The sequence below is a fragment of the uncultured Oceanicoccus sp. genome (assembly GCF_963968385.1).
GTDB lineage: Bacteria > Pseudomonadota > Gammaproteobacteria > Pseudomonadales > Dasaniaceae > Oceanicoccus.
Map to the genome: position 1 here is coordinate 16,392 of NZ_CAXAHB010000006.1, position 25,846 is coordinate 42,237.

The window sequence follows — 25,846 nt, forward strand, 5'->3', positions numbered from 1 at the left end:
TGTCTATGCGATCACTCAACTGCACCGACGCTAGTGCTTTTTCATGGCTGGGGAATGTCTAGCGTTGTTTGGGATCATTGGCTGCCGACCCTGCGTCAGCGTTGCGAGATTATTCAGATCGACCTGCCCGGTTATGGTGCCAGTGAAGTGGCTAGTTATGCTGAAATTGATCTGCTGATCGATCAGTTATTAGTTGAGCTACCTGAGCAGGCTATTTATCTCGGCTATTCTCTGGGTGGTATGTTGGCGACTACAATAGCCAGCCGTTATCCGCAGCGGGTAACAGCATTAATTACCATGGCAAGCAATGTGCAGTTTGTCGCCGATGATCAATGGCCCGCTGCCATGGACAAAAAAGTGTTTGATGATTTTTATTCCTTAGTAGAAAAAAATCCTGCGCTGGCATTAAAGCGTTTTGCAGGGCTGACGGCTTATGGGTCCAGCGATGAAAAATCCTTAGTGAAGCAACTTCGAAAAAAAAATGAACTATTCGCTGATAAAATTCTTTGCGATTCGCTGAATTTTTTATCCATATTAAATAATCCCATCCATAGAAAGCCAGTAACGGTGCCCGCGTTGTATTTGTTTGCTGAAAAAGACCATTTGGTTCCGCTATCGGCAGCAACAACCTTACAAGAACAACTGGGTGATCAGGTAAAAATTATCAGCGAAGCCTGTCATGGTTTGTTTTTGGATAAGCCGGATGAGTGCTGGAAAATGATTGAAAATTGGCTTGAAGACAATAAAATCCTGACGTCGAAAAAACGTCTATTGGATAAGCAGCAGGTCGCTCGCTCTTTTAGTCGCGCGGCTAATACTTATGATAGCGTCGCCGAGTTGCAACGCCGTATCGGCAATCGATTGCTGGATTTTTTACCGGCGGAACCAGCGGAAGTCGTTTTGGATTTAGGTTGCGGTACCGGTTTTTTTGCCAAGTCATTACAAGCTGCCTACCCGCATAGTCGTGTGATCGGATTGGATCTTGCCGAGGGTATGGCCTGCTATGCTGCAAAATATCTGTCTGATCATCAATGGCTATGTGGTGATGCTGAAAGTTTGCCGTTGGCAGACAATTCTGTAGATATTATTTTTTCCAGTCTGGCTATTCAGTGGTGTGAGGATAACAAAGCATTATTTAGCGAGGTATTTCGAGTCTTAAAGCCCGCCGGCCATTTTGTTTTTTCAACGCTAGGGCCCAATACACTGCATGAATTACGTCAAGCTTGGCGCAAGGTGGATAACCATATACATGTAAACCGCTTTGTTGAGCGCGGCATTATTGACGAGGCTATTGCGGGCGCCGGCTTTTGTTCCACTTATCAAACCAGCGAAGAAAATATCTTGTTAGAGTACGGCACTTTAAAACAACTGACTCGGGAATTAAAAGCACTGGGTGCCCATAATGTTAATAGCGGTCGCCAAACCGGCTTAACCGGCAAGCAACGCATTCGTCAATTAATCGCCGCCTATGATGAGCAGCGCAATCAGCAGGGCGAGTTAACGGCAACCTATCAAACATGGTACGGCCACGTACAAAAACCGGCTGTTGGTCATGGTGTTAAACAGCAGGGGCTAGGGTAAATCATGGCGCGCACATTTTTTATTGCAGGCACTGATACCGACGTGGGTAAAACCTTAATAGCCAGAGGCTTGCTTGCCGCCGCCAACCAGCAGGGTTTATCAACGGCAGCGATCAAACCAGTCGCAGCGGGTTGCAGTGAAACGCCTGAAGGTCTGCGCAATGAAGATGCCTTGTTATTGCAACAAGCGATGTCGCTAGAATTGGGCTATGAGCAGGTTAACCCTGTGGCGCTAAAGCCTGCGGTGGCGCCACATATTGCCGCTCAGCAAGCCGGTAAGCGTTTAATGGTTGCTCAATTGGCGGGTTATTGTCGCGGTGTGCTGATGCAGCGGGCTGATGTTACGCTGATTGAAGGCGCCGGCGGTTGGCGAGTACCGCTCAATTCGGTGGAAACCATGGCTGGCTTGGCCAAGGAATTAAATCTGCCGGTCATTTTAGTTGTCAGAATAAAATTGGGTTGTATCAATCATGCCTTATTAACCGCTGAGGCTATTGCCAATGATGGTTTGCCTTTGGGGGGTTGGGTAGCCAACTGCCTTGAGGCCGATATGCCTTGCTACGAAGAGAATATTGCTACCCTAAAATCGCTGATTAGGGCACCCTGTTTGGGGGTGGTGCCCGCGTTGGAAAGCCCCACCGCAGAGGCTGTCAGCGCCTATTTAAGTCTGAATTCGGCTTTAAATAGCTAATAGCAACTTTATCCCGACTAGCTCAATCTTTTGGTTGCTGAAAGATACTTCACTATTGGCAGGTTTATCGTAATTAAGGGATAATCAGCTTGCTAATAGCTCGCAACGCTTGTGTGTAATCCAGTAGGTTATTTGTTATGACAAAAGAAAATAAGTTATATCCTGAAGATCAAGCCAAAGTGGATGAGTTTCTGAGTAAAGGTGTTAACTCGGTAGAGCGAAAACCATTTCGTCCTTTGCGTTTATTGTTAATCCTGATTGTAATGGTGACCGGCTTGAGTATTTTTAGTCTGATGCTAGCAAGAAGTTCAGGTATTTATTAAAACCTGTTTATTCAAACTCGCTTATAGAAAAATAGTTGATTTTTGTAGCATCATCCAAGACTGGTAGAGAACTCTGTTGGTAATCAAGCCATGATCACAGCACTTATTGATCGCTTACGCGGTAAGCCCTCGACGAAAGCCGATAAAGCCGATAGTGCTTTAAATTATATGTATTTGCATTTATATCAGGCGCAGAGAAATCATGATCTTGTAGAGATTATGGTTGAAGGGGGTGAGGTTGCTTATCAAAGCATGATTTTGGCATCGGACCCCAACGAGCGCACCATTCTAATGGATGAGCTATTTCCCGCAGGTTTTGTCGGATTGCCCGGCCAAAAGGTCCGTATAACGGTGCGGCAACAGGGCGGCAGAAATATCAAATTTGAGACGACAATCCTCCAGCAGCATAACCATGACGATGTCCCCATCGTTGTATTGGCTATGCCGCAGGATATTGAAACGGGTCAGCGTCGCAACGCCTACCGTTTGCCGATGACTGAGGCGATGGCGATTGGTACTCGCTTTGTTTCCCCAGGTGGGCATGTCTATCAGGGTCGTTTACGCAATCTGTCGAGTAGCGGAATCGCTGTTGATGTATTCATTGAGAATGATGCCAAAGAAAATTTTCAGTACAGCGATAGGCTTGATGAATTGGTGTTTGACTTTGCCGGTGCCCATATTAATTGTGATGCAGCGGTGCGTAATGTTAACGCCGATGCGGCAGCTAAAAACCATTGGCTAATTGGCGCCGAGTTTATCGATTTGCCGCTGGTTCAGCAGCGTCTGCTGGAGCGTTCGATTATGCGTATTCAGCGCGACAGGATTAAACTGTCAGGTGCGTTTGAGGCGAATATGGCGCTAGTTTAAGCTGGGTGCATTATTAAAGTAATACCCTATATATTCCGATTGGTCCGCTGCTGAACTAGATCGTTAGCCATAAGGCTTAACTAATCCAGTCTGGAATAGGCAGCTTCATCCGTTTTAGAAAAGCGGGGTTAAATAGCTTGCTCTGGTAGCGGTGACCATAATCACAAAGTATCGTCACAATGGTATGTCCTGGGCCCATTTCTTTGGCCAGATGAACTGCGCCTGCAATATTGATTGCGGATGAACCACCGAGACAAAGTCCCTCATGCTTTAACAGGTTATAGATATACGGTAGCGCTTCTTCATCGCTAATTTGATAAGCCATATCAATAATGGCTTCACGGATATTGTCAGTAAGGATGCTGATGCCGATCCCTTCGGCAATTGAGCGCCCTTCGGTTTTCAGCTCACCATTTTTATAGTAAGTGTAGAGGGCAGAGCCCATTGGATCGGCAACGCCAATTTTGATATCGGCATTATGTGCTTTCAGGGCAGTACTAACGCCGGCTAAAGTCCCCCCTGTGCCCACGGAACAAATAAATCCGTCGACTTTACCATCGGTTTGCTGCCAGATTTCTTCACCGGTGGTGCGATTATGGATCTCCATATTGGCGAGGTTATCAAACTGCCTTGCCCAGATTGCACCATTATCAAGTTCGTTATTCAGTTTTTCCGCCAGTCGATTGGCTTGATGCACATAGTGATTGGGGTTGTCATAGTTAGTAGCTTGGACCAAGCGTAAGTCGGCGCCATATAAATCCAGCAGCTCTATTTTCTCTTTGCTTTGTGTTTGCGGCATAACCACAACACTTTTATAGCCCAGTGCATTGGCGATCAGGGTTAAACCAATACCGGTATTGCCCGCGGTACCCTCTACGATAGTGCCACCAGGCTGCAATTCACCTTTGGCTTCAGCATCACGAATAATACCCAGTGCGGTACGATCTTTAATCGAACCACCAGGGTTAAGAAACTCCGCTTTGCCATATATTTCGCAGCCAGTCGCCTCAGACATTTCACGCAGGTAAATTAAGGGAGTATTGCCGATCATATCGACAAGGGTGGCATGGCTGGACATTGGATTTCCTTGGTAGAGTGTTCGATACCGATAGTAACTAGCGGGGGCCAATGTGGCAATGTTAAAAGTCGTTAAAGCTATCGCTTTTTTCCAGTGGAGCGAGGTATGCGGCCATCAACCCAATTATCGATGATTGAGCATCGGCGATAGTATGGAGGACTGTTATCGCTAACTCTCTCAGCCTTACTTTTTCACTATTGAATTGTTACTATCCAACTATATTAGTCATGGAAGATACGTTAACCTATTCGTTTTTTAGGGTGTCAATATTAGCTCTGGCTGAAAGGAATCAGCTATTTCAGTTTGTTTGATTGGGGTTTGCATGAGTCGTAACAATCTTAACAGTTGGCAGCAATTAGAAGCGATGGCTGCCTCGGTCAATAATAAGCAAATCAAAACCTTCTTCGCCGACGATGCTGCGCGTTTTTCAAACTATCATATCGCCCAGTGTGGCCTGTTATTTGATTATTCCAAAAATCGCATCAGCGATGCGATAAAAGCAGCGCTGGTTCAGCTGGCGCAAGAGTGTCAGGTCGAGACATGGCGGGATGCCATGTTTAACGGCGACAAGATAAACCGCACAGAAGACCGAGCGGTATTGCATACGGCCCTGCGCGGCAAGCATTGTCCTGATAAAGCCATCAATCAGCAGGTAGAGCAGGAACTGGATCATATTCAATCTTTTTCTGAGCAGCTACGTTCAGGAAAAGTGCAGGGCTACACCGGTCGGGCAATAACCGATATTGTATGCTTGGGTGTGGGTGGTTCTAATTTGGGACCGCAAACGGTTATCGATGCATTGCTTCGGCGGCCAGAAGATCGCTTAAACCTGCATTTTATTTCCAGTGTTGACGCTGTGCCGCTAGAACAGTTGTTTGCTTGTCTTGATATAGAAACAACGTTATTTATTGTTTCTTCAAAAACCTTTACTACTACCGAAACCCTGCTTAATGCCGAGGCGGGTAAGCGCTGGTTGCTTAGTCAGGCGCCTGAATCAGCTGTTGCGCAGCACTTCGTTGCTGTTACTGAAGAGATAGAAAAAGCGCAGGCATTTGGCATAGCGTTTTCATACTGCTTTAAAATCCATGATTGGGTAGGTGGCCGATTTTCATTGTGGTCAGCAATCGGTTTGCCGATTGCAATCGCTAGAGGTTTTACGGTTTTTGAATCCTTGCTGGCTGGAGCCAGCGCCATGGATGACCATTTTCTTAGTGCTGATATTGAACAGAATATGCCAATGATGATGGCTTTGATTGGTGTTTGGAATACGACATTTTTACAGATAAACACCTTGGCTGTGTTGCCTTATGATCAAAATTTGCATCGTCTACCGTCCTATTTGCAGCAGGCCGAAATGGAAAGCAATGGCAAGTCGGTAAATTGGAACGGCGAAACAGTGAATTATAAAACCTGTCCGATTGTTTGGGGTCAGACCGGGATTAACGGCCAGCATGCTTTTTATCAGTTGCTGCATCAAGGCACCCATAAAGTGGCAACAGATTTTATTGCTTCTGCTATTAGCTGTGGTGAATCCGAGCTTCATCATAAAAATTTACTCGCTAATTGTTTTGCACAATCACAAGCTTTGATGAATGGCGTTAGCGAAGAGGAAGTTAAAAATGATTTGTCGAGTAAAGGGTTTACTGCCGAACAAATAGCGCAGCTGGCGCCGCATAAAGTTCATTCCGGTAATTCCCCGAGCAATACACTTATCCTTGAAACACTGGATGCCTATCATCTGGGGGCGTTGATTGCTCTCTATGAGCATAAAATATTTGTGCAGGGAATTATCTGGCAAATTTATTCTTTTGATCAGTGGGGCGTGCAGCTAGGCAAGCTGCTGGCTAGCCATCTGCTCGTTGATATGCAATCCAATAGCCAAAGTGATAACCATGACAGCTCAACTAGCGGCTTGCTTGATTATATAAAGTCGTTTTCCCAATAGATCCGATTATAAGCCTTGGTTTTATCAACAGGTTGGCTGTATCCTTGACAATATTGTGAAATGACTTAATGGTTAAACGATGCCCATTAACTTGAGAGGGATATCATGCAAAAAACCTTGATTCTGTATCCAATATTCCCAATGTTTGCGCTAACGGCTTATGTGGCATTTCGAGCCTTTATTATGAGAGTGGCTGCAGTCAAGTCCGGAGCAATTTCACATGAATACTATCGTCTCTACAATGGGGGAGAAGAACCTCAATCATGCCGTGTGTACACCCGCCATCTGGCCAACTTACTTGAATTTCCCCCGCTTTTTTATATCAGCTGTGTTCTGGTTTATGTTGCGGATATAAATTCACTGACACTAATGGTCTGTGCTTGGCTTTATGTAATCACACGCTTTATTCACAGTTATGTGCATTTGGGTAGTAATAGATTGCGCAATAGGTATCGCATCTTTTTCTTGAGCATTTTCACATTAATTACCATGTGGATTGTAGTCTTTGTCTCTGTTCTGACGTTGTAGAAGGTAGGGTAAGAATATCTATACGCTTAAAATACAATTTGGGCAGAGCGTTTGGACGGGGAGTCATTCTTGATAAAGTTAGCTTGAAAATGGCAGCTGCTCATTAAAAATAATCTCTATAATAAGGTTGTTAATCGTATTACAAAAGGATCTCTAATTAGCACAACATTGTATGAATAGCGATATCGGCAAAATGCACTTACTTGATTTTAGTAAGCTCAAATTTTCTTCAAACAAATTAATATGTCTAAATGCGATAGATGTAGTTAGCGAAGATGAAGTTAAAAGTGATTTATCGAATAAACGGTTTGCTGCCTAACAAATAGCGCAGTTGGCGCCGCATAAAGTTCATTCCGGTAATTCCCCGAGCAATACACTTATCCTTGAAACACTGGATGCCTATCATCTGGGGGCGTTGATTGCTCTCTATGAGCATAAAATATTTGTGCAGGGAATTATCTGGCAAATTTATTCTTTTGATCAGTGGGGCGTGCAGCTAGGCAAGCTGCTGGCTAGCCATCTGCTTGAGGATATGCAGTCAAACAGCTCAAGTGATCGTCATGACAGCTCAACCAACGGACTGTTTAATCATATAAAGTCATTTTCTTAATGTTCTAAGTTATAAAATCTGATTTGATCATCAGGCTTTTTACATCTATGGTAATATTATGAAAACATTTAATTAATAAACGGTATCTATTCGGTCAGTCTTTTCAATAGTAGGGAAATAAGCCAAAAAAATTCACTATGTAATATTACCTCATTGACATGGCAGTGACTGGGAGTAATTGATAATGAAAAAGTGCATTAAGGCTGTTTTAGTTTTCGTAGTCAGTATTCAGATAGCATGTGCAGGAAGTGCTAACCTGCCATCGATATTTTCCGGCAACAATCTATTTAATGTCATTGAGCGTCAACAACTCGATATCAATTTTTTTAAACCTCAGAGACAATCACTGATTTTTTCTTTTGGTGGTGAGGGTAAACATCGTTTCGCGCAATTCCCCTCGCGTAATCCGAACTTTTGGCCGCTTTTCGCCCATCAATATCTGCTAGGTGCTGATAGGAATAACAGGCATCAGTTAGCTATTGGTAATTTGGCCAGGGTTCATCAAACGGCGCAATATAAAATATCCGGCAAACAAAAGAAGATGGGTGGTGTTGCGAGCGATTTGAGCGTTAATAGCGCAGGTGATATGTTTCTAGATGACGAAAACTCAAATACTGAAGAGCATATAAATAAAAATAGAGACATTGGTTCTATGACCAATAAGGCAGCGATAGGTGGCCTAAGCGGTTATAGCTCAAATCGTGTTGGTGATATCAATGGCGATGGCTTCGATGAGGTGATGTTAACTGATGGTAAAGTGGCATTTGTAGTATATGGCAACGAAGGAAGTTATTTTAAAAAAAAAAATTAATAAATCTAAATAACTTCACAGAAGTACAAGGTTTTAAAATTCAATTTTATAATGAAGACTATCGCATAAGCGCTGTAAGTGGCGCTGGCAAGGTCAATAACGATAATCTCGATGATATAATTATTGGCGTTGCGAATGCTGACAGCGAGAGTGGGTCTAGTTATGTCCTGTATGGCCGACAGGAAAAAAAGAAAGGAATTATAAGGCTCAGCGAAGAAAATATTTCGAGCGACTTAGGATTTATTATTAAAGGCGCTGCCGCTGGAGATAAGAGCGGCTCCAGCGTGATGGGCGCGGGTGATATAAATTGTGATGGTTTTGATGATGTTATTGTAGAAGCATCAGGCGTTATTAATGGCGGAAGTGTTACTGGTGCCAGTTATGTGGTGTATGGGCAAGAGAATAATCCTGAAGTGATATATCTCAGTAGTTTTCATACTGCAGATTATGCCGGTTTTATGTTTGCGGGAGATAATAAAAAAGGCAGGAGTGACTACGGCGTGACCAATGCGCCAGCTATTAATCGTGATAGCTGCGATGATGTAATTATTGGTCGTGCTTATGCTGGCGCTGATGATAACCAAGACAGCGATGTTGGTTATGTGGTGTATTGGGAAGAGGATGGCTATCAAATTAACAACTTGGGTGGCTTGGGTTATCTAAAGGGTTCTATTCCTCATATTATTAACTTTGATGCTCTCAATGCCGACCGTCTAACCCATGCAGATTCCGACATACTCTTATATCCTAGTGCATTCAAAGACGACTCTATTAATCATTTAAAGGTTGCTGATGATGTGGCGTTAAATGTAGTGCCGAAGATTGCAGTTGATTTTAATACCATTTCATCGGAGAAAGATGCGTATGGCAGAGATTTTGTCTCTTTTAATGGGTCGGCTATAAATTCGCATTATCTGCAGCTTGATCATCAACAATTAAATGGTCTTGAGCAATTTACTATTCAGATAGACTTCGAGCTAAATTTCAAAAGGGATTATAAAAAAATACAGCATGCATACCTTCTTAGCTTAGCAACAAAAAGTGGTACTAAGCAGGTAAGGGATAATATGCTATCCATTTATCTAAAAGATCGAAATAAAGAATACTTATATAGCAAGGGCGGCTTTTCTGGCCGTTGGGATCTCTCTGTCGTATTAGAAGATAAAGAAAACAAAGAGCATCAAATTTTTCTTAATCAAAACTGGATTGGGCAAAAACGCAAACTAACATTAACGGTAGCGGTAAACCTGTCGAATAATCCGCAGACAATAAAAGTGTACCGCAATGATAACGACAGTATTTCTCATGGACATACTCATTTGCGGGATCAGAAAGTGGTGATTAATCAGATAGAGCAACCTGAAGGAGAAAGTGTGTATCAATTTACAACCGATATAACAGAGCTAACCGTAGATCCGAAAGGGGCATATTTTGGCAACGATCAAGATATGGTAGGTGGTAAGTTCAATCAAGAGCAGGCATTTGAAGGTAAGCTTTATAGTTTACGGATTTATAACAAAATGTTTGACCCCAGAGAAACTCACGGTCATGAGTACTTGCAATATTCTGTATCCGGAGACTCTATTACTTTTAAGCAATAGAGTAATTATCGGCTTTAGTGTTATTACCGTTGCCGAATAGGTGAAGTTGATAGACCCAATAAAAAAATTAATTAAACATCCTTTTCGAAATCTTTAAATAATAAGCTGGGTTGAATGCCTTTATTATTTTGATATTTGCCGCTGGAATATTCTTGATAGTTACCTTCAATAGTGTGGTAATAAACCTGACATATTTCTACGTCTGAATAGATTCTAATCGGTTGCACACAGAAAATTTCCAGCGTCCAGTACCCTTTAAAGCCGACGTCTCCAAAGCCTGCAGTCACATGCACAAATAGACCAAGCCTGCCAACAGAAGAGCGGCCTTCAAGCATCGGTACTAGATTATGGGTTTCGGTGTATTCACGGGTACGCCCCAGATATAAACGATTAGGCTCCAGCAACAAGCCCTCTGGCGGTATGATGAGTTGCTGACAGCGATTGTCTTTTTTCATATCGAGCGGCGGTTCATCGTAGACCAAAAGCTCATCATGTAACGATAGGTTGTAGCTATTGGGGTTAAGCCGATGTTTATCATAGGGCTCAATAATAATGTCGTTGCCAGCTCTGGCGGCGATTTCATTGCCTGAAAGAATCATTTATTTATCCTAGTGGTTTGCCAAATCGTAGAGGGCGCTCATCAGTGCCCAGATGAATCGGATCAAGACGTTTTTGAGGGATGTAACTCCAGCAACCCATTGCTAAAAACCCTTATCGACTAATCGCTCATATCATCTTGTTTATGAACGGCTTTTTCTGCCTAACATGCACAGCAAATAAGCCTTTTATTACTTGCCCGAAGTAATGTTATATCATATCATTTTATGCTTTTTCAGCCACACTTTACTTTTGCTTAATCGATAAAAGAGATTCAGGCCATGCAACACAGCCAAAAACTTCCAGTCACCGTGCTTTCAGGCTTTTTGGGTGCAGGAAAAACCACCGTGCTCAGCCATATTTTGAATAATCGAGAGGGCAAAAGAGTCGCTGTAATCGTCAATGATATGAGTGAAATCAATATTGATTCGGCGATCGTACAAAGTGAAGTGTCCCTAAGCCGTAGTGAAGAAAAGCTGGTTGAAATGAGTAACGGCTGTATTTGCTGCACGCTGCGCGAGGATCTGTTGGAGGAAGTGACTAAGCTTGCAGAGGAAGGCCGCTTTGATTACTTGGTTATTGAATCGACGGGGATTTCAGAGCCGCTACCTGTAGCAGAAACCTTCACCTTCGCCGATGAAAGTGGCATTTCACTGTCTGATGTTGCCGATTTGGATACAATGGTGACGGTGGTTGATGCAGTCAATTTTCTCAAGGATTATGATGAGGCAAAGTGCCTGCAGGATACCGACGAATCACTAGGTGAAGAAGACGAGCGCAGTGTCGCCGATCTATTGGTTGATCAAGTCGAGTTTGCTGACGTGATTCTTATCAGCAAAACGGATTTGGCGAGCTCGTCCGATATAGAGCGTTTAACGGCTATTCTTAAAACGCTAAATACCCATGCCAAGATTGTACCGATTGCTCAAGGCCAGGTGAATATTGACGAGGTGCTTAGCACCGGGCTATTTGACTTTGAGCGTGCACAGCAGGCACCCGGTTGGCTCAAAGAAATGCGTGGCGAGCATGTTCCCGAAACGGAGGAATATGGCATTGGCAGTTTCAGCTATGAAGCGCGCAGGCCGTTTCATCCGCAAAAATTTTATCAGTTTCTACACAGTACCGACCAATACGGTAAGCTGATTCGTTCCAAGGGTTATTTTTGGCTGGCGTCACGCCCTGAGTTTGCTGGCCAATGGAGTCAGGCTGGGGGCATTGCTCGCTATGGTTTTGCGGGCATGTTTTGGAAAGCCGTTCCTAAAGAAAACTGGCCTACCGATGCAGAATCTCTCGAATCTATTGAAAAGCAATGGATAGAACCTTTTGGTGATATGCGTCAGGAGCTGGTTTTTATCGGTCAAGGTCTGGATCAAAGCGGCATGACCCAAGCGCTTAATGAGTGTCTATTAAGTGAAGAAGAAATCTTGCGAGGGAAAGCCTATTGGGCGACATTGCGAGATCCATTTCCTGTATGGGAACCAGCATAAGCACTACCTACTATCCACTTGATCATGCAGCCGTTGACAGCTTTCGGTTAAGAGCCAAACGCGCATTACTAAAGCTTAATATCGGTAGCGCTAAACAGAATGGCTTTGAGCTAAAAGTTGCGCTTGAAAAGTTGCAGCTACTTATTGCTAGTGAGGGTTAAACAATATGACATCGACATTAATTAAAAACGCCCGCATTGTTAATCAGGGAAAAATCCTAGCAGCAGACCTGCGGATTCAAGATCAGCGCATTAGTCATATCGATACAGAATTAACGGCTAATGCACAAGAGCATATTGTCGAGGCTGACGGACGTTATTTGCTGCCTGGTATGATCGATGATCAGGTTCACTTTCGTGAGCCGGGGTTAACCCATAAAGGCACTATTGCCAGTGAATCTCGTGCAGCTGTTGCCGGCGGTATTACAAGCTATATGGAAATGCCCAATGTCGATCCGGCAACCACAACGATTGAAGCCTTAGAGAAAAAGTATGCCATCGCCGAGCAGCATTCCATGGCCAATTATGCGTTTTATCTTGGAGCGACAGAGCATAACCTTGAACAAATCAAGTTGTTAGATCCCAGCAAACACTGTGGTGTAAAAGTGTTTATGGGCGCGTCTACCGGTAATTTATTGGTAGAAAATCCAACTGCACTAGAAGGAATATTCCGCGAAAGCCCGACATTGATAGTCACCCACTGTGAAAGCGGGCCTGTTATTGCCAGCAATTTGGCGAAGTTTAGAGCTGAAGGTAAAACACCAACAATACTTGACCACCCAGTCATTCGTGATACTGAAGCCTGCTATGCTTCATCTTCATACGCCGTTGGTTTGGCTAAACAATACCAGAGTCAGCTACATGTTCTACATATCACCACGGAAAGAGAATTAAGTTTATTTGAGGCTGGCCCGATTGAAGCCAAACATATTACGGCGGAAGCCTGTGTCCATCATTTGTGGTTCAGTGATCAGGATTACCCTCGCTTAGGTAATCTGATTAAATGTAATCCATCGATAAAATTAGCGACTGATCGAGATGCAATACTGCAAGCAGTGCATAACAATCAAATTGATATTATCGCGACGGATCATGCGCCACATACCTTGCAAGAAAAACAACAAGACTATAATCAAGCGCCAGCCGGCTTGCCGCTAGTACAGCATGCTTTATTGAGTTTGCTGGATCATGTCAAACATCAGCGTCTCAGCCTTGAGCAAGTGGTTGAAAAAACCGCACATAACCCAGCTAAACGTTATGCCGTAGCGGAACGCGGATATATTCAAGAAGGCTATTTCGCTGATTTGGTTTTAGTCGATACCGAGCAGCCGACAACCGTGACAGATGAGTCTGTTTTCTACCATTGCGGCTGGACCCCTTTTGTGAATCATCAATTTTCATCAAGCATTAGCAGCACCTGGATCAATGGTCAGCAAGTGTTTGATGGTCAGAAAATTATTGAGCAAGCCTTGCCTTCGCAACGCCTTGCCTTTAACCGTTAGTTGAGGAGTTAAACCTTGTTAGTACAAGCTTTGCCGGATATAACATCCGACATTTATACTGAAGCGCCGGCTTCATTGCAGTGGGTGGGTATGGAAGCAATTGCCGTTCCCATTTCAATGGAACAGGCCAGTGGTAAATTGATGCAGATGTCAGCTAAAGCCAACGTCTTTGTCAGCTTGGATTCGCCTGAAACCAAAGGTATCCATATGTCTCGCTTACATCTAGTGATTAACAAGCTTGACGATCTGACATTGGAACAAAACAATATCAATGACTTACTCGATCAGATGGTAGATTCCCAGAGTGGCATTAGTGGCCAAGCTAAAATAGAGCTGAGCTTTGATTTACTATTAAAGAAATCGGCGCTATTGAGTGGTGAAAGCGGTTATCAATCTTATCCTGTGGTTATGCGTGCTGAGAAAAATGCACGGGAATACAATTATGCATTTGAAATCACCATTCCTTATTCCAGCACTTGTCCCTGTTCGGCCTCATTGACAAGGCAGCTGTATGCCAATGCAATAAATACGACCTTTGCTGATTCAACGATTGATAAGGCTGACTTGCTAACTTGGGTGCAATCCCAACAGGGGTCAGTCGCCACACCTCATAGCCAGCGCTCCTATGCTTATATTCACCTTTCGACCGGTGATGCCGCTTGGCCGGAGTTGTCTTCACTGATCTTGCAGCTGGAAGCCGTGATTGGAACGCCGGTACAAACTGCGGTAAAACGTAGTGATGAACAAGAGTTTGCGCGGTTAAATGCCAACAACCTCATGTTTTGTGAAGATGCTGCCAGACGGATTAAACAGCATTTGCAACAGATGGCCAATGTTAAAGACTATTGGTTTAAGGTAGAGCATCAAGAAAGCTTGCATGCACATAATGCCGTGGTTATTGATAGAAAAAATAGCGATCAAAAAATTTAACCGTAACAAGCCTAAATAGATGCAAAGAAGATAATAGAAATGATGAGTGACAATAAGCAAATAGTTATTACCTTGCCAGATGGTTCGACTAAGCAGTTACCGTTAGGTACTACAGTGATGGATGTGGCACAAGCAATTGGCCCCGGCTTAGCAAAAAGCACCATTGCAGGTGAAGTGAACGGCAAGCTTGTGGATGCCTGTGACCCTATCAATGAAGATGCCAACATCAGAATTATTACAGCTAAAGATGAGCAGGGCGTTGATATTATCCGGCATTCTTGTGCCCATTTATTAGGGCATGCCGTCAAGCAACTTTATCCGACCGCCAAAATGGTTATTGGTCCGGTTATTGAAAACGGCTTCTATTACGATATCGCCTATGAGCGTCCATTTTCGGCCGATGATTTAGCGGCGATTGAAAAGCGCATGAAACAGCTTATTGCCACCAACTATGATGTTATCAAGCAAGTAACACCGCGAGCACAAGTTATCGCAGCGTTTAAAGATAGAGACGAAGATTACAAGCTACAGCTGATTGATGATATGCCTGATGAACAGAGCATGGGCTTATATTATCACCAGGAATATATTGATATGTGTCGAGGGCCACATGTCCCCAATACTCGCTTTCTGGCCTATATGAAGTTAACTAAAATTTCCGGTGCCTATTGGCGCGGTGATTCGAAAAACGAACAGTTGCAACGTATTTATGGCACGGCTTGGGCGAATAAAAAAGACCTGCGTGCGTATTTGGCCATGATGGAAGAGGCGGAAAAACGCGATCATCGGCGGCTGGGTAAGCAGCTGGATCTTTTTCACTTTCATCAAGAGGCGATGGGTGCGGTGTTTTGGCATCCTAACGGCTGGACATTATTTCAAACGCTGATTGACTATATGCGCCGTCGTCAACACGAATCAGGCTATATTGAAGTTAACACGCCAGATATTATGGATCGCAGCCTATGGGAAACCTCTGGTCATTGGCAAAATTATCAAGATTATATGTACACCACAGCAACTGCTGATGAAAAAACCCTGGCTTTAAAACCTATGAGCTGCCCGGGTAGTGTTTTAATGTATGACCATGGTTTAAAAAGCTATCGTGATCTACCGATCCGAATGGCGGAATTTGGCAAGGTGCATCGTTACGAACCATCCGGCTCATTGCATGGTTTGCTCCGTGTCAGACATTTTACTCAGGATGATGCGCATATTTACTGCACTGAAGACCAAATGCTGGACGAGTGCAGTAAAATCATTCGTCTGGTGCTGGATATCTATCAACAACTTGGTTTTGAAGATATCAGTATTAAACTTTCCACTCGGCCTGAAAATCGTATGGGTGATGATCAAACATGGGATATTCTGGAATCATCGCTGCTTGATGCCTTAAAAAATCTCAATTTGGATTATCACTTAAACCCAGGCGAAGGTGCCTTTTATGGCCCAAAATTAGAGTTTGTACTGCGCGATGCAATTGGCCGTGACTGGCAGTGTGGCACCTTACAAGTCGATATGAATTTGCCCACACGCTTTAATCTCGACTATGTTGATCGCGATGGTGAGAGACGAGCTCCGGTGATGCTACACCGGGCCTTATTCGGTTCGTTAGAGCGCTTTACCGGTATACTGATTGAGCATTATGAAGGCAAATTCCCTGTTTGGCTGGCGCCAGTACAAGTTACTGTGTTGACCATTTCCGAAAAGTTTGAAGACTATGCTAAAAAAATTAATCAGGTTTTGGATATTGCCGGTTTGCGTAGCGAGTTGGATACATCCAAGGAAAAAATAGGCTATAAGATTCGCCAGCAAACACTCAAGAAAGTGCCCTATATGATGGTGATTGGAGCCAATGAAGCTGAGTCGGGTCAGGTTAATTTGCGCTCACGCGATGGCGAGCAGATCAATTTCGATGATATTAATAGTGCATTAGCCTATCTGCATGATGCCTGTAGGCCGCCGGATATTGTCGATCAGCAACAAGCCCTGAGGGCCTCAGTCGAAGCCTTAAAAGCAGTCAGCATCAACGACTAAACGGCTTTTTTAACAGCAAAGAGCAACCATCTCTTCTAACTATGAGGAATGGCTCCGCTGTATTACAATAAGCCACAGGTGATCTTGCACCTGATTACGCTTAACATCGCACCCTATCAATCAGTGACATTGGCAACATGTACTTACTTGGTTTAAGTAAGCGCAAGGTTTCCTTTAAAGAAACTAATAGGTCTAAATAGACTAGATAGCAAAGGCACTAATTATGGCACAGAGTGACATTCAAGCATTATTTGAAGCGTGGAATAACGCGTTGCAAACCGGCGATCCAAAAAATGTGGTATCACTTTACGATACTGACGCTATTTTGTTGCCGACGGTATCTAATCAAGTTCGTCATAACCATGCAGAAATCGAAGACTACTTTGTCCATTTTTTAGCAAAAGGACCGCAAGGTAAAATTGATGAATCCAATGTGCGTATATTGGGTGATATTGCGATTAACTCCGGGGTTTATACATTTACCTTTAAAGATGGTGCCGTTGTACAAGCGCGCTTTACCTTTGTGTATTCGTGGAATGGTCGGCGCTGGATAATCATCGAGCATCATTCCTCAGCCATGCCTGAGTGAGAATGATTTAAGCATAAGATTTAAACACTGGATTTAAACACTGTATGGCACGCTTATTTGTAGACAATCTAACAGTTATTGACTTTTCATACCTCGACAGTGAACGAGGAATTGTTGGTGAGTCATGGATCGTTGATATCGAATTATCTGGCGAATTAAATGATCAGGGTATGGTGTTTGATTTTGGTCATGTAAAAAAACAAATCAAATACTATATCGATGAGGAAATTGATCACTGTTTGTTAGTGCCTATGGTTGGATCAGGCTGTACTTCAAGCCTTGATAAAGGCGAGCTGACGATTGAATTTCCACTGAATAACGGCGGTGTTATTTCTCATCAATCACCTTCGGACGCAGTAGTATTAGTCGATGCAGAAACGATCAATACAAAATATATTGCTGACGATTTGCAGCTGAAAATAAAAGCCCTGTTGCCGAAAAATGTCTTAAAAGTAGCCATTAAACTTCGCCCTGAAGTGATAAATGGCGCTTATTATCACTATACTCATGGCTTGCAAAAACATTTGGGCCAATGCCAGCGTATCGCCCATGGTCATCGTTCCCGCATTGAAATTTTATTGAATGAAACACGAAGTGCAAAGCTTGAAGCGCAGTGGGCCAATACATTGAAGGACTGCTATATTGCCACTGAAAGCCATATCGTCGATGAGTATCAGGTCGATGGTATCGCCCACACCCAATTGGCTTATACGGCACAACAAGGCAATTTTTCAATCAGCTTACCTAGCAGTTATTTATTTACTATGCCGAAGGAAAGCACCGTTGAAAATATCGCTATTTGTCTGGCCGAGCTTATATCAACAGAGTGTAAAGAGGCTGTGTTGGTGAAAGCCTTTGAAGGTCTTAACAAAGGTGCCTTTGCAGAGGCTGTTTGGTCATAGCAAAATAATAAGGTGGTATGAAAAACATTGTCGCCACTACGGCTATTGACCGAAAACAAAGGAAAAATGGTGAGCCTTCCCCGATTTGAACGGGGGGCCTGCCGATTATGAGGCTAGTTTGGCGAGATAATATCGCCGCAAATTCTGCAGGACTAACGAGGGTGCTAACCAAGCTCTTACCGAATTTCGTACCAAGCTGGTACGGTCATCTTCATGGGGAGATTACCCCATAATCTTGGCTTCGGCTTTTAGAATGGGCTGCATAATTGGATGTGCTCTTACCCGATCGATAAAGGCGGACAGTTTAGGCCAACGCTGCGCATCGACTGTGTAATTGGCATAACTCGCGTTTATGAACGGGCTCACCAAACTGACGTCAGCCAATTGCAATTCACCAAATATAAAGTCGGTCGCAGGTACTAGCGTCTCTAAGTAATCGAGAATGGGCGGTAGATCTTTGTCGATTATTTTTGCGATCAGCGCCTCGTCTGGGTCTTTTTTAAACGCCATGGGGCGCATAAAGCGTTGGAAAAATATACCGGCTGCCAGCTCAGTTACACGGCTGCCCGCGAGCTCTTCTACCCAGCGCGCTTTGGCTTTGTTGGCATGGTTGATTGGGTATACATTGATCTCAGGATAGATGTCTTCTAGGTATTCGCAGATCACCGTGGAATCGCATAGGGTAATGTCGCCATCTTGCAGAGCAGGGACCTTGCCTAGCGGGCTGATTTTATTGAACTCGGCATCCCTCGCGAACGGCATTTGTTGTTTGTGTTCGAACGATAGTTGTTTCATCGCCAATACGGCAATGACTTTTCTAACATATGGTGAGGCGGATACGCCGTGCAGTATGATCATCGAAGCTGTCTATGCTTTCTGTATTAATAGGGTTTTAACACCATGCTGTGTTGGCGTTTACTTTTGCAGCATTGCGCGCGCGTTAGCCTTGAACTTTTCCTGCTCTTTTTCATTATGCAGTAAATTACTAAGTTTAACAGGCACTTCAATACCTTTGGCCATACCTGGTTGTTTGGCCATAATCTTGAGCCAACGCTGAAGATGATCTAACCCATCAACAGATACACCAGACCATTTGTAGGTACGTGCCCAGCACCAGTGAGCAATATCAGCAATAGAATAATCATCCGCTAACCACTGGTTATCGCTTAAGTGAGTGTCCAGTACTTCAAACAAACGGCGGCATTCATTCTGATAACGATCAATAGCAGGCTGAATCTTTTCAGGAAAGTAACGATAGAAGACATTGGCCTGCCCCATCATTGGGCCGGTACCGCCGATTTGGAACATTAGCCATTGCATAACTCTGGAGCGGGCTTTGGTTTCTGTGGGTAACAGTTTCCCCGCTTGGTCGGCTAGGTAAATCATAATGGCAGCGGATTCGAAGACGGCAAAATCACCGTTGTTGCGATCAACAATTGCGGGGATACGGCCATTAGGATTAATGGTCAGAAATTCCGGCTTTTTCTGCTCGCCTTCCACCAGATTAATGGGATGTACGGTGTATTCGATATTTAGCGCTTCCAGGGTGCAGGAGGCTTTATGGCCGTTAGGGGTGGCGGCGGTATATAAGTCAATCATGTTTTCTCTCTCGCTCAATTGTTTTATTTAATTGGGTGTGTATTGCCATCATTACCTAAATGCCGTTCGAGGTCTTTTCGATGAGATTTTCTACACAGATATTAAGCATGAATAACCCAACAGTATTCGTGGCTTTCTTTAACACTGTACGAGCAGTTGATGCTCAAGACCGGCTTTCCGGTGAACATGAATTTTCTTGTATTCTTCACTTGATGTCATGCCAATGAATGCCGCTACCGAAGGGTATTCAACGATGGATACCAAATCCCATTCGAGCTCGCCATCACCGATCACCAGAGTATTAGCTTGGCCATTAAAAACAAGTTCACCACCTAGCTTATTGATGATCTTGGTCACTTCCACGGCATAACGTTGGTAGGCTTCAAATCCCGAAAGCTTCGTATCAATGCCATCGCCATACTCGGCAAACGCTTTAAATTTGAGCAGATTCAGCATGCGAATCGGGCCTTCTTTATCATTTTCTAACAGGGCCTCGATTTGCTCTCTTCTGGGCTGTGTTGCCATCATTTCCTCCTTCAACCAAAAAATATTGAAACATACTGTTATCACCCCCATCAAGGGGCGCCCACATCGATGCACCAGACCTTATTGTTTAAAATTTATTTTGGTTAAACTCCGATTTCAGAAAGGCATCGGACAAAAATTCAAGTTCATTGACTTTTGCCAAGACGCGTCCGTGTAACCCCGAGTTATCACCAACAGTAACTTATTAGTGATAACAATAAACCAGCAAGAAAAGATGCTGATTAAGCAGAGCTTATTAACGAAGAGTAAACTTGCCAGCCCCCGGCAACTGCTCTGCCAATTCTGCCCCCATCAGCTGCGACGGAGTAAAGCAACCACCGTCACCTTGATAGCTGCGCAGGAAATCCGCCGTCATTAAAATACCGTCCATGGTTACCGTATAGCCGTTCGGCACTTCAATAGTGGCGGCTACAGTTTTTCCACTGGCATTTTTCGCCTCACCCCAAACATAAGCGGAATTCTTTGCACGACTCTTTGCACTGGGACCCGCGATTTTACCGGCCTTTTCCATTGCGCGCTTTTGCACAAACGGAATCGACATCAGCAACTTAATCAGTGGAAATAAAAACAATTCTAGCTGGCTGCCACGAAAGGGTATATACACTGTGATATTCGGGATACGGGTCTGCCAATAAGCGGTGTAGAGATCACCCCAAGTGAGCACCGACGAGCGCTTCGGCCCCAACCCGAAATCAATCATGCGCATCTCGAAACGACGACCAACCGCTTTGATCTTGCCGTTGCGGCGCACCATTATACCCTGCGGGATGTTTTCAACCATGGTCTTAGTTGTACCGGGGCTGAGATCTATCTTGCTATCAAAACCCAACACCAAATCGGTGGCGTCGGGCATTTTCTGGTGCAGAAAGTTTGTCATACAGTCGGTCGGAATCACATCAAAACCGACACCGCCCATCAACACCACACCAGCCTGTTTGGCTTGCTCATGCAACGTCTGTCCAATGCCAAATACCGTACCTTCGCCGGTGATATCGGTGTAGTGGGTTCGCGCCTGAATGCAAGCCTTCATCATCGGCTCAGCGGTGGCCGAAAACGGCCCGGCACAGTGACTGACAACCGCCACATCGGCCAAGTGACCAGCAACGGCATCAATATCGCTTAAATCAAAAATACGCACCGGCAAATCAAACTGCTTGCCTAGCGCTTCAATCGCCGCTTTATTACGCCCGGCTAAAATCGGCTTGTTGCCCTGTTCGATGGCTTTTTCAATAGCCAGTTGAGCGCTGTAGCCATTAGCGCCATAGATCATCCATTGTGATTTCATGCTGCAATCCTAATTGTCTTCAGCTGTAACGCACCAAATAACATAGTTAACAAGTAATCCCTTGGCCCGCGCATTCTTTTTTTAAACACTACAATCTCAATAATATGAGAAACCACTAAAAAAATACCGATCCCCTGAAACACGTGAGGAAATGGCACTTGGGAAGGCTCTATCACCGAGGCCACAATGAATAACCAGACAATAGATACAATTACCTTTCCAATCTTTAAGCGTTGACTTAACGGCATACTTAGCACTCTCCTAAATAATAGTGTTACGCTCATAGCTTCGGTTTGGATAATAACTTCAGGGCTTGGATAAACTTCATCTTATAATGATCTCCGTTAATCTTTTTAATGCTGCTTTTAATTAGCGGGTAAATCCATTATCGTTTTATCTAATTATTGCTTGGAAGCATATTCGGTCAATCTCGTTTTGTCGCTGTTTGTTTTTATATTTCTTGGAGTGCCTTCGCACTGTCGGCGGCGTATAGAACCTAATGAAAGTAAATCAGGCGCATCATGCGTTTTTAAATGAGCTGCTACACCTGCTTAACAGCGCTGGGGTCAGTTCTGAACAATTGGTTGCTGAGCTCACCCGGCGAGGTATCACCGTTTCCCCTAACGTCCAAACTGTTAGTTCAGGTGTTGACGGGATGGTTTTGCTCTGATGAGCTGCGCGAATCTATCCGACTAATGCTTCGCTATGGGCAGGTCCTGTTCCGACCCGGTTGGGCGGTATATGAACATGAAGGCGGTTTATTGTTGCGTGCGAGAATATCCATGGGTACTGCTGCACAGCAGCAATTGTTAGCTGAGGTGATTTTTTCAAATCTTGTTGCCGTGGGGAGATCGCTGTATGGAGCCACGTTAGAGCGTGCACAGGGTGTCGAAATACACCTGAGTTACTCTCGGCCTTCACACTCGGTTTGCCATAGGCGTGCGTTTGACACGCCTGTGACGTTTGACTGTGAGCACAGCCAGCTATTCCTCCCGGCGCAGGTTTTAGACATACCTGTGAGAACGGCAAACCGTCCGCAGCATGTGGTCTTTCAGCAGCAATGCGAGGAGATGGTGCGCGGGTTGAACAGTGTCGAGAAAACCACCGTCACCGTGCGGCAGCTGCTGATCCAATCTGCAGGCGACTGCCTCGATTTCGCGCGGGTAGCCAAGCTATTGCATGTTAGTGAGCGTACCCTGAGGCGCCGGCTAAAGACTGATTAGCAATGAACCTGACAAAAACAGGGTTGGCCGTAACGAAATCACCCCACGAAACAGTGAAACTGCTGGGACAAGTTGTCCGAATATGTCTCCATAGCACCGTTTCCACCACAATATAATCATCAATTGAATCAACAACTCTAATGATGGTGCTATTAACGCGGCTACTATTGTTGCCATTTCATGTTGCCCATCCTATGAACAGGACAGCCAATCTATGACGACTAAACACTGGCGTGACACGGCATATTCTGATTGCTCAGCTTGCTCTCTACCCACATTGACGAATATCGGAGTGTCTTTTAAATGAAACGTATTCTTATTACCGGAGCAGCGAGTGGGTTGGGTCTGGCACTGGCGAAGAAGTATGCTAGTGAAGGTTGGTCTGTTTGTATTGCTGATATTCAGGACGAGGAGGGAATCAAGATTGCCTCCCATCTGAAGGGGGAGTATGGCAACGATTGTTTTTTCCACCATCTGGATATTACCAATGATGCCCAGTGGCAGGAGCTGGTCGGTATCATTTCCGAGCGCTGGGAAGGGCTGGATGCCTTAGTCAACAATGCAGGTGTGGCGTCGACTGGGGATATTGATTGCTTGTCCATGAAAGACTTTCAGTGGACTGTGGATATCAATTTAATGGGTGCTGTGAAAGGCTGCCATGTCTGCGTGCCCCTATTGAAAGAAAGTAAAGGGCTCCTTATCAATGTAGCCTCTATGGCTGGGCTATTACATATGAGTGGAATGTCTGCCTATAACGTCTCAAAGGCGGGCATGGTGTCCTTATCGGAGGGGCTGCTGAGTGAACTTGATCCTTATGGGGTAAAAGTGTCTGTTGTATGCCCTGCCTTCTTTCAAAGCAACTTAGTTAAGACCATGCGCAGTAACAACCCTGACGCAGCAAAAAAAGTTGCTAGACTCCATGCCGAAGGCTTTACCGCAGATAGTATTGCGGCAACCGTTTTTGAGGATTCCCGAAAGGGTAAGCATTATATACTGGGTGGAACTCGCCTTAGCGACAGAATAATTTGGCGGCTAAAGCGTTACCTTCCCGCCGTATATCTCAGCATGATGAAAGGCAATGCACGTATTCAGTTTGCTGATAAAAACCCTTCATCCGTCAAGGAAGGAATCTCTGCGCGAGTAATGCGTTTTATAAGATCGCGGGTTTTAGGATGAGGCTCCCTATAGCCGAAATTGCTTCCTTGGTTAGCATTGCTTGAGTGTAAGGTTTTGTCACTGACATTTGCGAGTAGCTTAGACCATGAATGTGGTGACTGATACAACAACAGGACTATCAATATGAAGTGGATTGGCAGAGTTACTTTAACGCTTGTCGCAATTCTGAGCATTGGTTGGGTCTTCCGAGCAGAGCTCGTGCTGTCCGGTGTTGCGCAGATGAAATCAGCGGTGACCGAAGTCGGTCCAACCATCGAGATCGAGTGGTCCACTGGTGCAGACAGCCAAGGACGCGCCCCGTCGAACCGGCCGCCCAATATCGTCCTTATTGTCGCCGACGACATGGGCTGGAACGATATCTCGATGAACAGTCTGAACTCCACCGCCCAGACACCCAATATTGACGTGCTGGCAGCAGAGGGTGTTGCTTTCTCTCAGGGTTACGCTGCCCACGCAAGCTGCGCACCCTCCCGGGCCGCGCTTATGTCGGGGCGCTATGGGACTCGCTTCGGCTTCGAGTTCACTCCCACCCCACCAGGTTTCGAGCCTGTCGTTGGCATGCTCAGCGATATGATGGACCGGCCATTGCAACCGCCAGCGTTCACTAATCCGCAAGCCGACACCCTGGACAGCCTCGAATTCGCCGGGCTAGGTATGCCCCCGTCAGAAATCACTTTGGCGGAGCTGCTAGCCGATCAGGGTTATCACACCGCTCACATCGGCAAGTGGCACCTCGGCGAGGAAAACGGGATGGCCCCTCATGATCAGGGCTTTGCCGAAAGTATCCTAATGGTAAGTGGCCTGTACGGAAGACTGGATGATGAGAACATCATTCAGGCCAGGCAGGACTTCGATCCCATCGATCGCTTCCTATGGCGGGTTGTGGACTTCGCGGCGAGCTTCAATGGTGGCCCTTGGTTCGAACCGCCGAAATATTTGACGGACTACTACACGGATGAAGCGGTGAAGGTGATCGAAGCCAACAAGGATCGCCCCTTCTTTCTGTATCTGGCTCACTGGGCGCCACACACACCTTTACAGGCGTCACGGGAAGACTACGAAGCGCTATCGCACATCGAGCTTCATCGGGAACGGGTCTATGCTGCCATGATCCGCTCGCTGGACCGAGGCGTTGGGCGGGTCATGGCGGCGCTCAAAGCCAACGGCCTGGATGAAAATACCCTGGTGATATTCACCTCGGACAATGGTGGCGCTGGTTACATCGGGCTGCCCAACGTGAATGCCCCCTACCGGGGCTGGAAATCCACCCTGTTCGAAGGCGGCATCCGGGTGCCGTTCTTGGCCCGTTGGCCGGCGAAACTACCGGCCGGTGAGATCTATGACGCGCCCGTTCACCACGTTGACATTTATGCCACTGCGGCGGCGGCCGCCGCCGCTGATCTGCCCGCTGACCGAATCATGGACGGCGTCAACCTGACCCCCTATGTGACGCCTTCTGTGAAAGAGAGCAGGCGCATGGACTCGCCACATGAGTACCTGTTCTTCCGTGGCGGCGCTGCTCAGGCGGTAAGGGATAAACGCTGGAAACTGGTGGTCAGCGCCCCTCCTCAATCAGGTCGTAAACAGTTACCGCGTAAGGAGTGGTTGTTCGATCTCTCCGCACAAGGTGAGCAGGTCGACCTTCTGGCCAAGCATCCGCAAGTGGCAAATCGATTGAGAGGCGCACTCGAAGTTCACAACGAGGCACAGGCCGAGCCGCTCTGGCCTTGGATAACCACTAAAGCCACCAACATAGATCGGGATCTGTCTCAGCAAGATCAGCCGGAAGATGAATTCATCTACATGTCGAACTGACCCGCTACAGCTGCAGAATTCCTTTAACTACGCCCCCGAGTCCGATCCATCACAGGGTACTTTCTATTTTTGCGCGATCGATCGAGAATCTGACCTGTCCCTGGTCTAGCTGAGATGCGATTCGTGCC

General features: G+C 45.3%; 24 protein-coding genes. 18 read left to right on the forward strand and 6 right to left on the reverse strand.

Annotation, left to right across the window (positions count from 1 at the left end):
* The first annotated feature begins 33 nt into the window (after positions 1–33).
* From bioC to AACP44_RS01480, 4 genes are all read left to right on the forward strand, one after another.
* Entirely contained in the window at positions 34–1,581 is a 1,548-nt protein-coding gene (gene bioC / locus AACP44_RS01465) for a malonyl-ACP O-methyltransferase BioC (protein WP_339338294.1), read from the forward strand.
* 3 nt (positions 1,582–1,584) lie between these two features.
* Positions 1,585–2,271, forward strand: a complete 687-nt coding sequence (gene bioD / locus AACP44_RS01470; RefSeq protein ID WP_339338296.1) for a dethiobiotin synthase — start codon at positions 1,585–1,587, stop codon at positions 2,269–2,271.
* Positions 2,272–2,408: 137 nt separating this feature from the next.
* Positions 2,409–2,594, forward strand: coding sequence for a DUF3094 family protein (locus tag AACP44_RS01475; protein ID WP_339338298.1), 186 nt, complete (start codon positions 2,409–2,411; stop codon positions 2,592–2,594).
* A gap of 90 nt (positions 2,595–2,684) precedes the next feature.
* Positions 2,685–3,461: a PilZ domain-containing protein gene (locus tag AACP44_RS01480; protein ID WP_339338300.1), complete on the forward strand. Its 777-nt coding sequence runs from the start codon at positions 2,685–2,687 to the stop codon at positions 3,459–3,461.
* A 76-nt stretch (positions 3,462–3,537) separates the two neighbouring features.
* Here the strand turns inward: AACP44_RS01480 and AACP44_RS01485 are convergent, their stop codons facing one another.
* A complete protein-coding gene (locus tag AACP44_RS01485) occupies positions 3,538–4,539 on the reverse strand; it encodes a cysteine synthase A (RefSeq protein WP_339338302.1) in 1,002 nt (333 codons plus the stop codon).
* A 322-nt stretch (positions 4,540–4,861) separates the two neighbouring features.
* Between AACP44_RS01485 and pgi the strand changes: the two genes are divergently transcribed.
* The 4 genes from pgi (at position 4,862) to AACP44_RS01505 (ending at position 10,034) form a co-directional block, all read left to right on the forward strand.
* A complete protein-coding gene (gene pgi / locus AACP44_RS01490) occupies positions 4,862–6,484 on the forward strand; it encodes a glucose-6-phosphate isomerase (RefSeq protein ID WP_339338304.1) in 1,623 nt (540 codons plus the stop codon).
* 859 nt (positions 6,485–7,343) lie between these two features.
* Complete coding sequence (locus tag AACP44_RS01495) at positions 7,344–7,622, forward strand: hypothetical protein (RefSeq protein ID WP_339338306.1); 279 nt, start codon at positions 7,344–7,346, stop codon at positions 7,620–7,622.
* 184 nt (positions 7,623–7,806) lie between these two features.
* Positions 7,807–8,433: a hypothetical protein gene (locus AACP44_RS01500; RefSeq protein WP_339338308.1), complete on the forward strand. Its 627-nt coding sequence runs from the start codon at positions 7,807–7,809 to the stop codon at positions 8,431–8,433.
* Between the two features lie 284 nt (positions 8,434–8,717).
* Positions 8,718–10,034 (forward strand): hypothetical protein, encoded by a 1,317-nt coding sequence (locus AACP44_RS01505; RefSeq protein WP_339338310.1) that lies wholly within the window; start codon positions 8,718–8,720, stop codon positions 10,032–10,034.
* A 71-nt stretch (positions 10,035–10,105) separates the two neighbouring features.
* Here the strand turns inward: AACP44_RS01505 and dcd are convergent, their stop codons facing one another.
* Positions 10,106–10,633 (reverse strand): dCTP deaminase, encoded by a 528-nt coding sequence (gene dcd, locus AACP44_RS01510; RefSeq protein ID WP_339338312.1) that lies wholly within the window; start codon positions 10,631–10,633, stop codon positions 10,106–10,108.
* 279 nt (positions 10,634–10,912) lie between these two features.
* Between dcd and zigA the strand changes: the two genes are divergently transcribed.
* The 7 genes from zigA (at position 10,913) to AACP44_RS01545 (ending at position 18,074) form a co-directional block, all read left to right on the forward strand.
* Positions 10,913–12,118, forward strand: a complete 1,206-nt coding sequence (gene zigA, locus AACP44_RS01515) for a zinc metallochaperone GTPase ZigA (RefSeq protein ID WP_339338314.1) — start codon at positions 10,913–10,915, stop codon at positions 12,116–12,118.
* Entirely contained in the window at positions 12,103–12,279 is a 177-nt protein-coding gene (locus AACP44_RS01520; protein ID WP_339338316.1) for a hypothetical protein, read from the forward strand. Before zigA ends, AACP44_RS01520 begins: the two co-directional genes overlap by 16 nt.
* A gap of 5 nt (positions 12,280–12,284) precedes the next feature.
* Positions 12,285–13,619 (forward strand): dihydroorotase, encoded by a 1,335-nt coding sequence (locus tag AACP44_RS01525; RefSeq protein ID WP_339338318.1) that lies wholly within the window; start codon positions 12,285–12,287, stop codon positions 13,617–13,619.
* A 15-nt stretch (positions 13,620–13,634) separates the two neighbouring features.
* Positions 13,635–14,549, forward strand: a complete 915-nt coding sequence (gene folE2 / locus AACP44_RS01530) for a GTP cyclohydrolase FolE2 (RefSeq protein WP_339338320.1) — start codon at positions 13,635–13,637, stop codon at positions 14,547–14,549.
* 42 nt (positions 14,550–14,591) lie between these two features.
* Positions 14,592–16,583 (forward strand): threonine--tRNA ligase, encoded by a 1,992-nt coding sequence (gene thrS / locus AACP44_RS01535; protein WP_339338322.1) that lies wholly within the window; start codon positions 14,592–14,594, stop codon positions 16,581–16,583.
* A 223-nt stretch (positions 16,584–16,806) separates the two neighbouring features.
* Entirely contained in the window at positions 16,807–17,172 is a 366-nt protein-coding gene (locus AACP44_RS01540; protein ID WP_339338324.1) for an SgcJ/EcaC family oxidoreductase, read from the forward strand.
* Between the two features lie 44 nt (positions 17,173–17,216).
* Positions 17,217–18,074, forward strand: coding sequence for a 6-carboxytetrahydropterin synthase (locus AACP44_RS01545; RefSeq protein ID WP_339338326.1), 858 nt, complete (start codon positions 17,217–17,219; stop codon positions 18,072–18,074).
* 222 nt (positions 18,075–18,296) lie between these two features.
* Here the strand turns inward: AACP44_RS01545 and AACP44_RS01550 are convergent, their stop codons facing one another.
* From AACP44_RS01550 to AACP44_RS01565, 4 genes are all read right to left on the reverse strand, one after another.
* Positions 18,297–18,932: a glutathione S-transferase family protein gene (locus AACP44_RS01550; RefSeq protein WP_339338328.1), complete on the reverse strand. Its 636-nt coding sequence runs from the start codon at positions 18,930–18,932 to the stop codon at positions 18,297–18,299.
* A 57-nt stretch (positions 18,933–18,989) separates the two neighbouring features.
* Positions 18,990–19,673 carry a glutathione S-transferase N-terminal domain-containing protein gene (locus tag AACP44_RS01555; RefSeq protein ID WP_339338330.1) on the reverse strand — a complete coding sequence of 228 codons (684 nt, stop codon included), beginning with the start codon at positions 19,671–19,673 and terminating at the stop codon, positions 18,990–18,992.
* A 138-nt stretch (positions 19,674–19,811) separates the two neighbouring features.
* Entirely contained in the window at positions 19,812–20,198 is a 387-nt protein-coding gene (locus tag AACP44_RS01560; protein WP_339338332.1) for a DUF1330 domain-containing protein, read from the reverse strand.
* 256 nt (positions 20,199–20,454) lie between these two features.
* Positions 20,455–21,504, reverse strand: a complete 1,050-nt coding sequence (locus AACP44_RS01565) for a saccharopine dehydrogenase NADP-binding domain-containing protein (RefSeq protein ID WP_339338334.1) — start codon at positions 21,502–21,504, stop codon at positions 20,455–20,457.
* Between the two features lie 695 nt (positions 21,505–22,199).
* On the opposite strand from AACP44_RS01565, the gene AACP44_RS01570 reads away from it, so the two are divergent.
* From AACP44_RS01570 to AACP44_RS01580, 3 genes are all read left to right on the forward strand, one after another.
* Positions 22,200–22,727 (forward strand): AraC family transcriptional regulator ligand-binding domain-containing protein, encoded by a 528-nt coding sequence (locus AACP44_RS01570; protein ID WP_339338336.1) that lies wholly within the window; start codon positions 22,200–22,202, stop codon positions 22,725–22,727.
* A 303-nt stretch (positions 22,728–23,030) separates the two neighbouring features.
* Positions 23,031–23,903, forward strand: coding sequence for an SDR family NAD(P)-dependent oxidoreductase (locus tag AACP44_RS01575; RefSeq protein ID WP_339338338.1), 873 nt, complete (start codon positions 23,031–23,033; stop codon positions 23,901–23,903).
* A gap of 123 nt (positions 23,904–24,026) precedes the next feature.
* On the forward strand, positions 24,027–25,718 hold the full coding sequence (locus AACP44_RS01580) for a sulfatase-like hydrolase/transferase (RefSeq protein ID WP_339338340.1): 1,692 nt from the start codon (positions 24,027–24,029) through the stop codon (positions 25,716–25,718).
* Positions 25,719–25,846 lie beyond the last annotated feature (128 nt).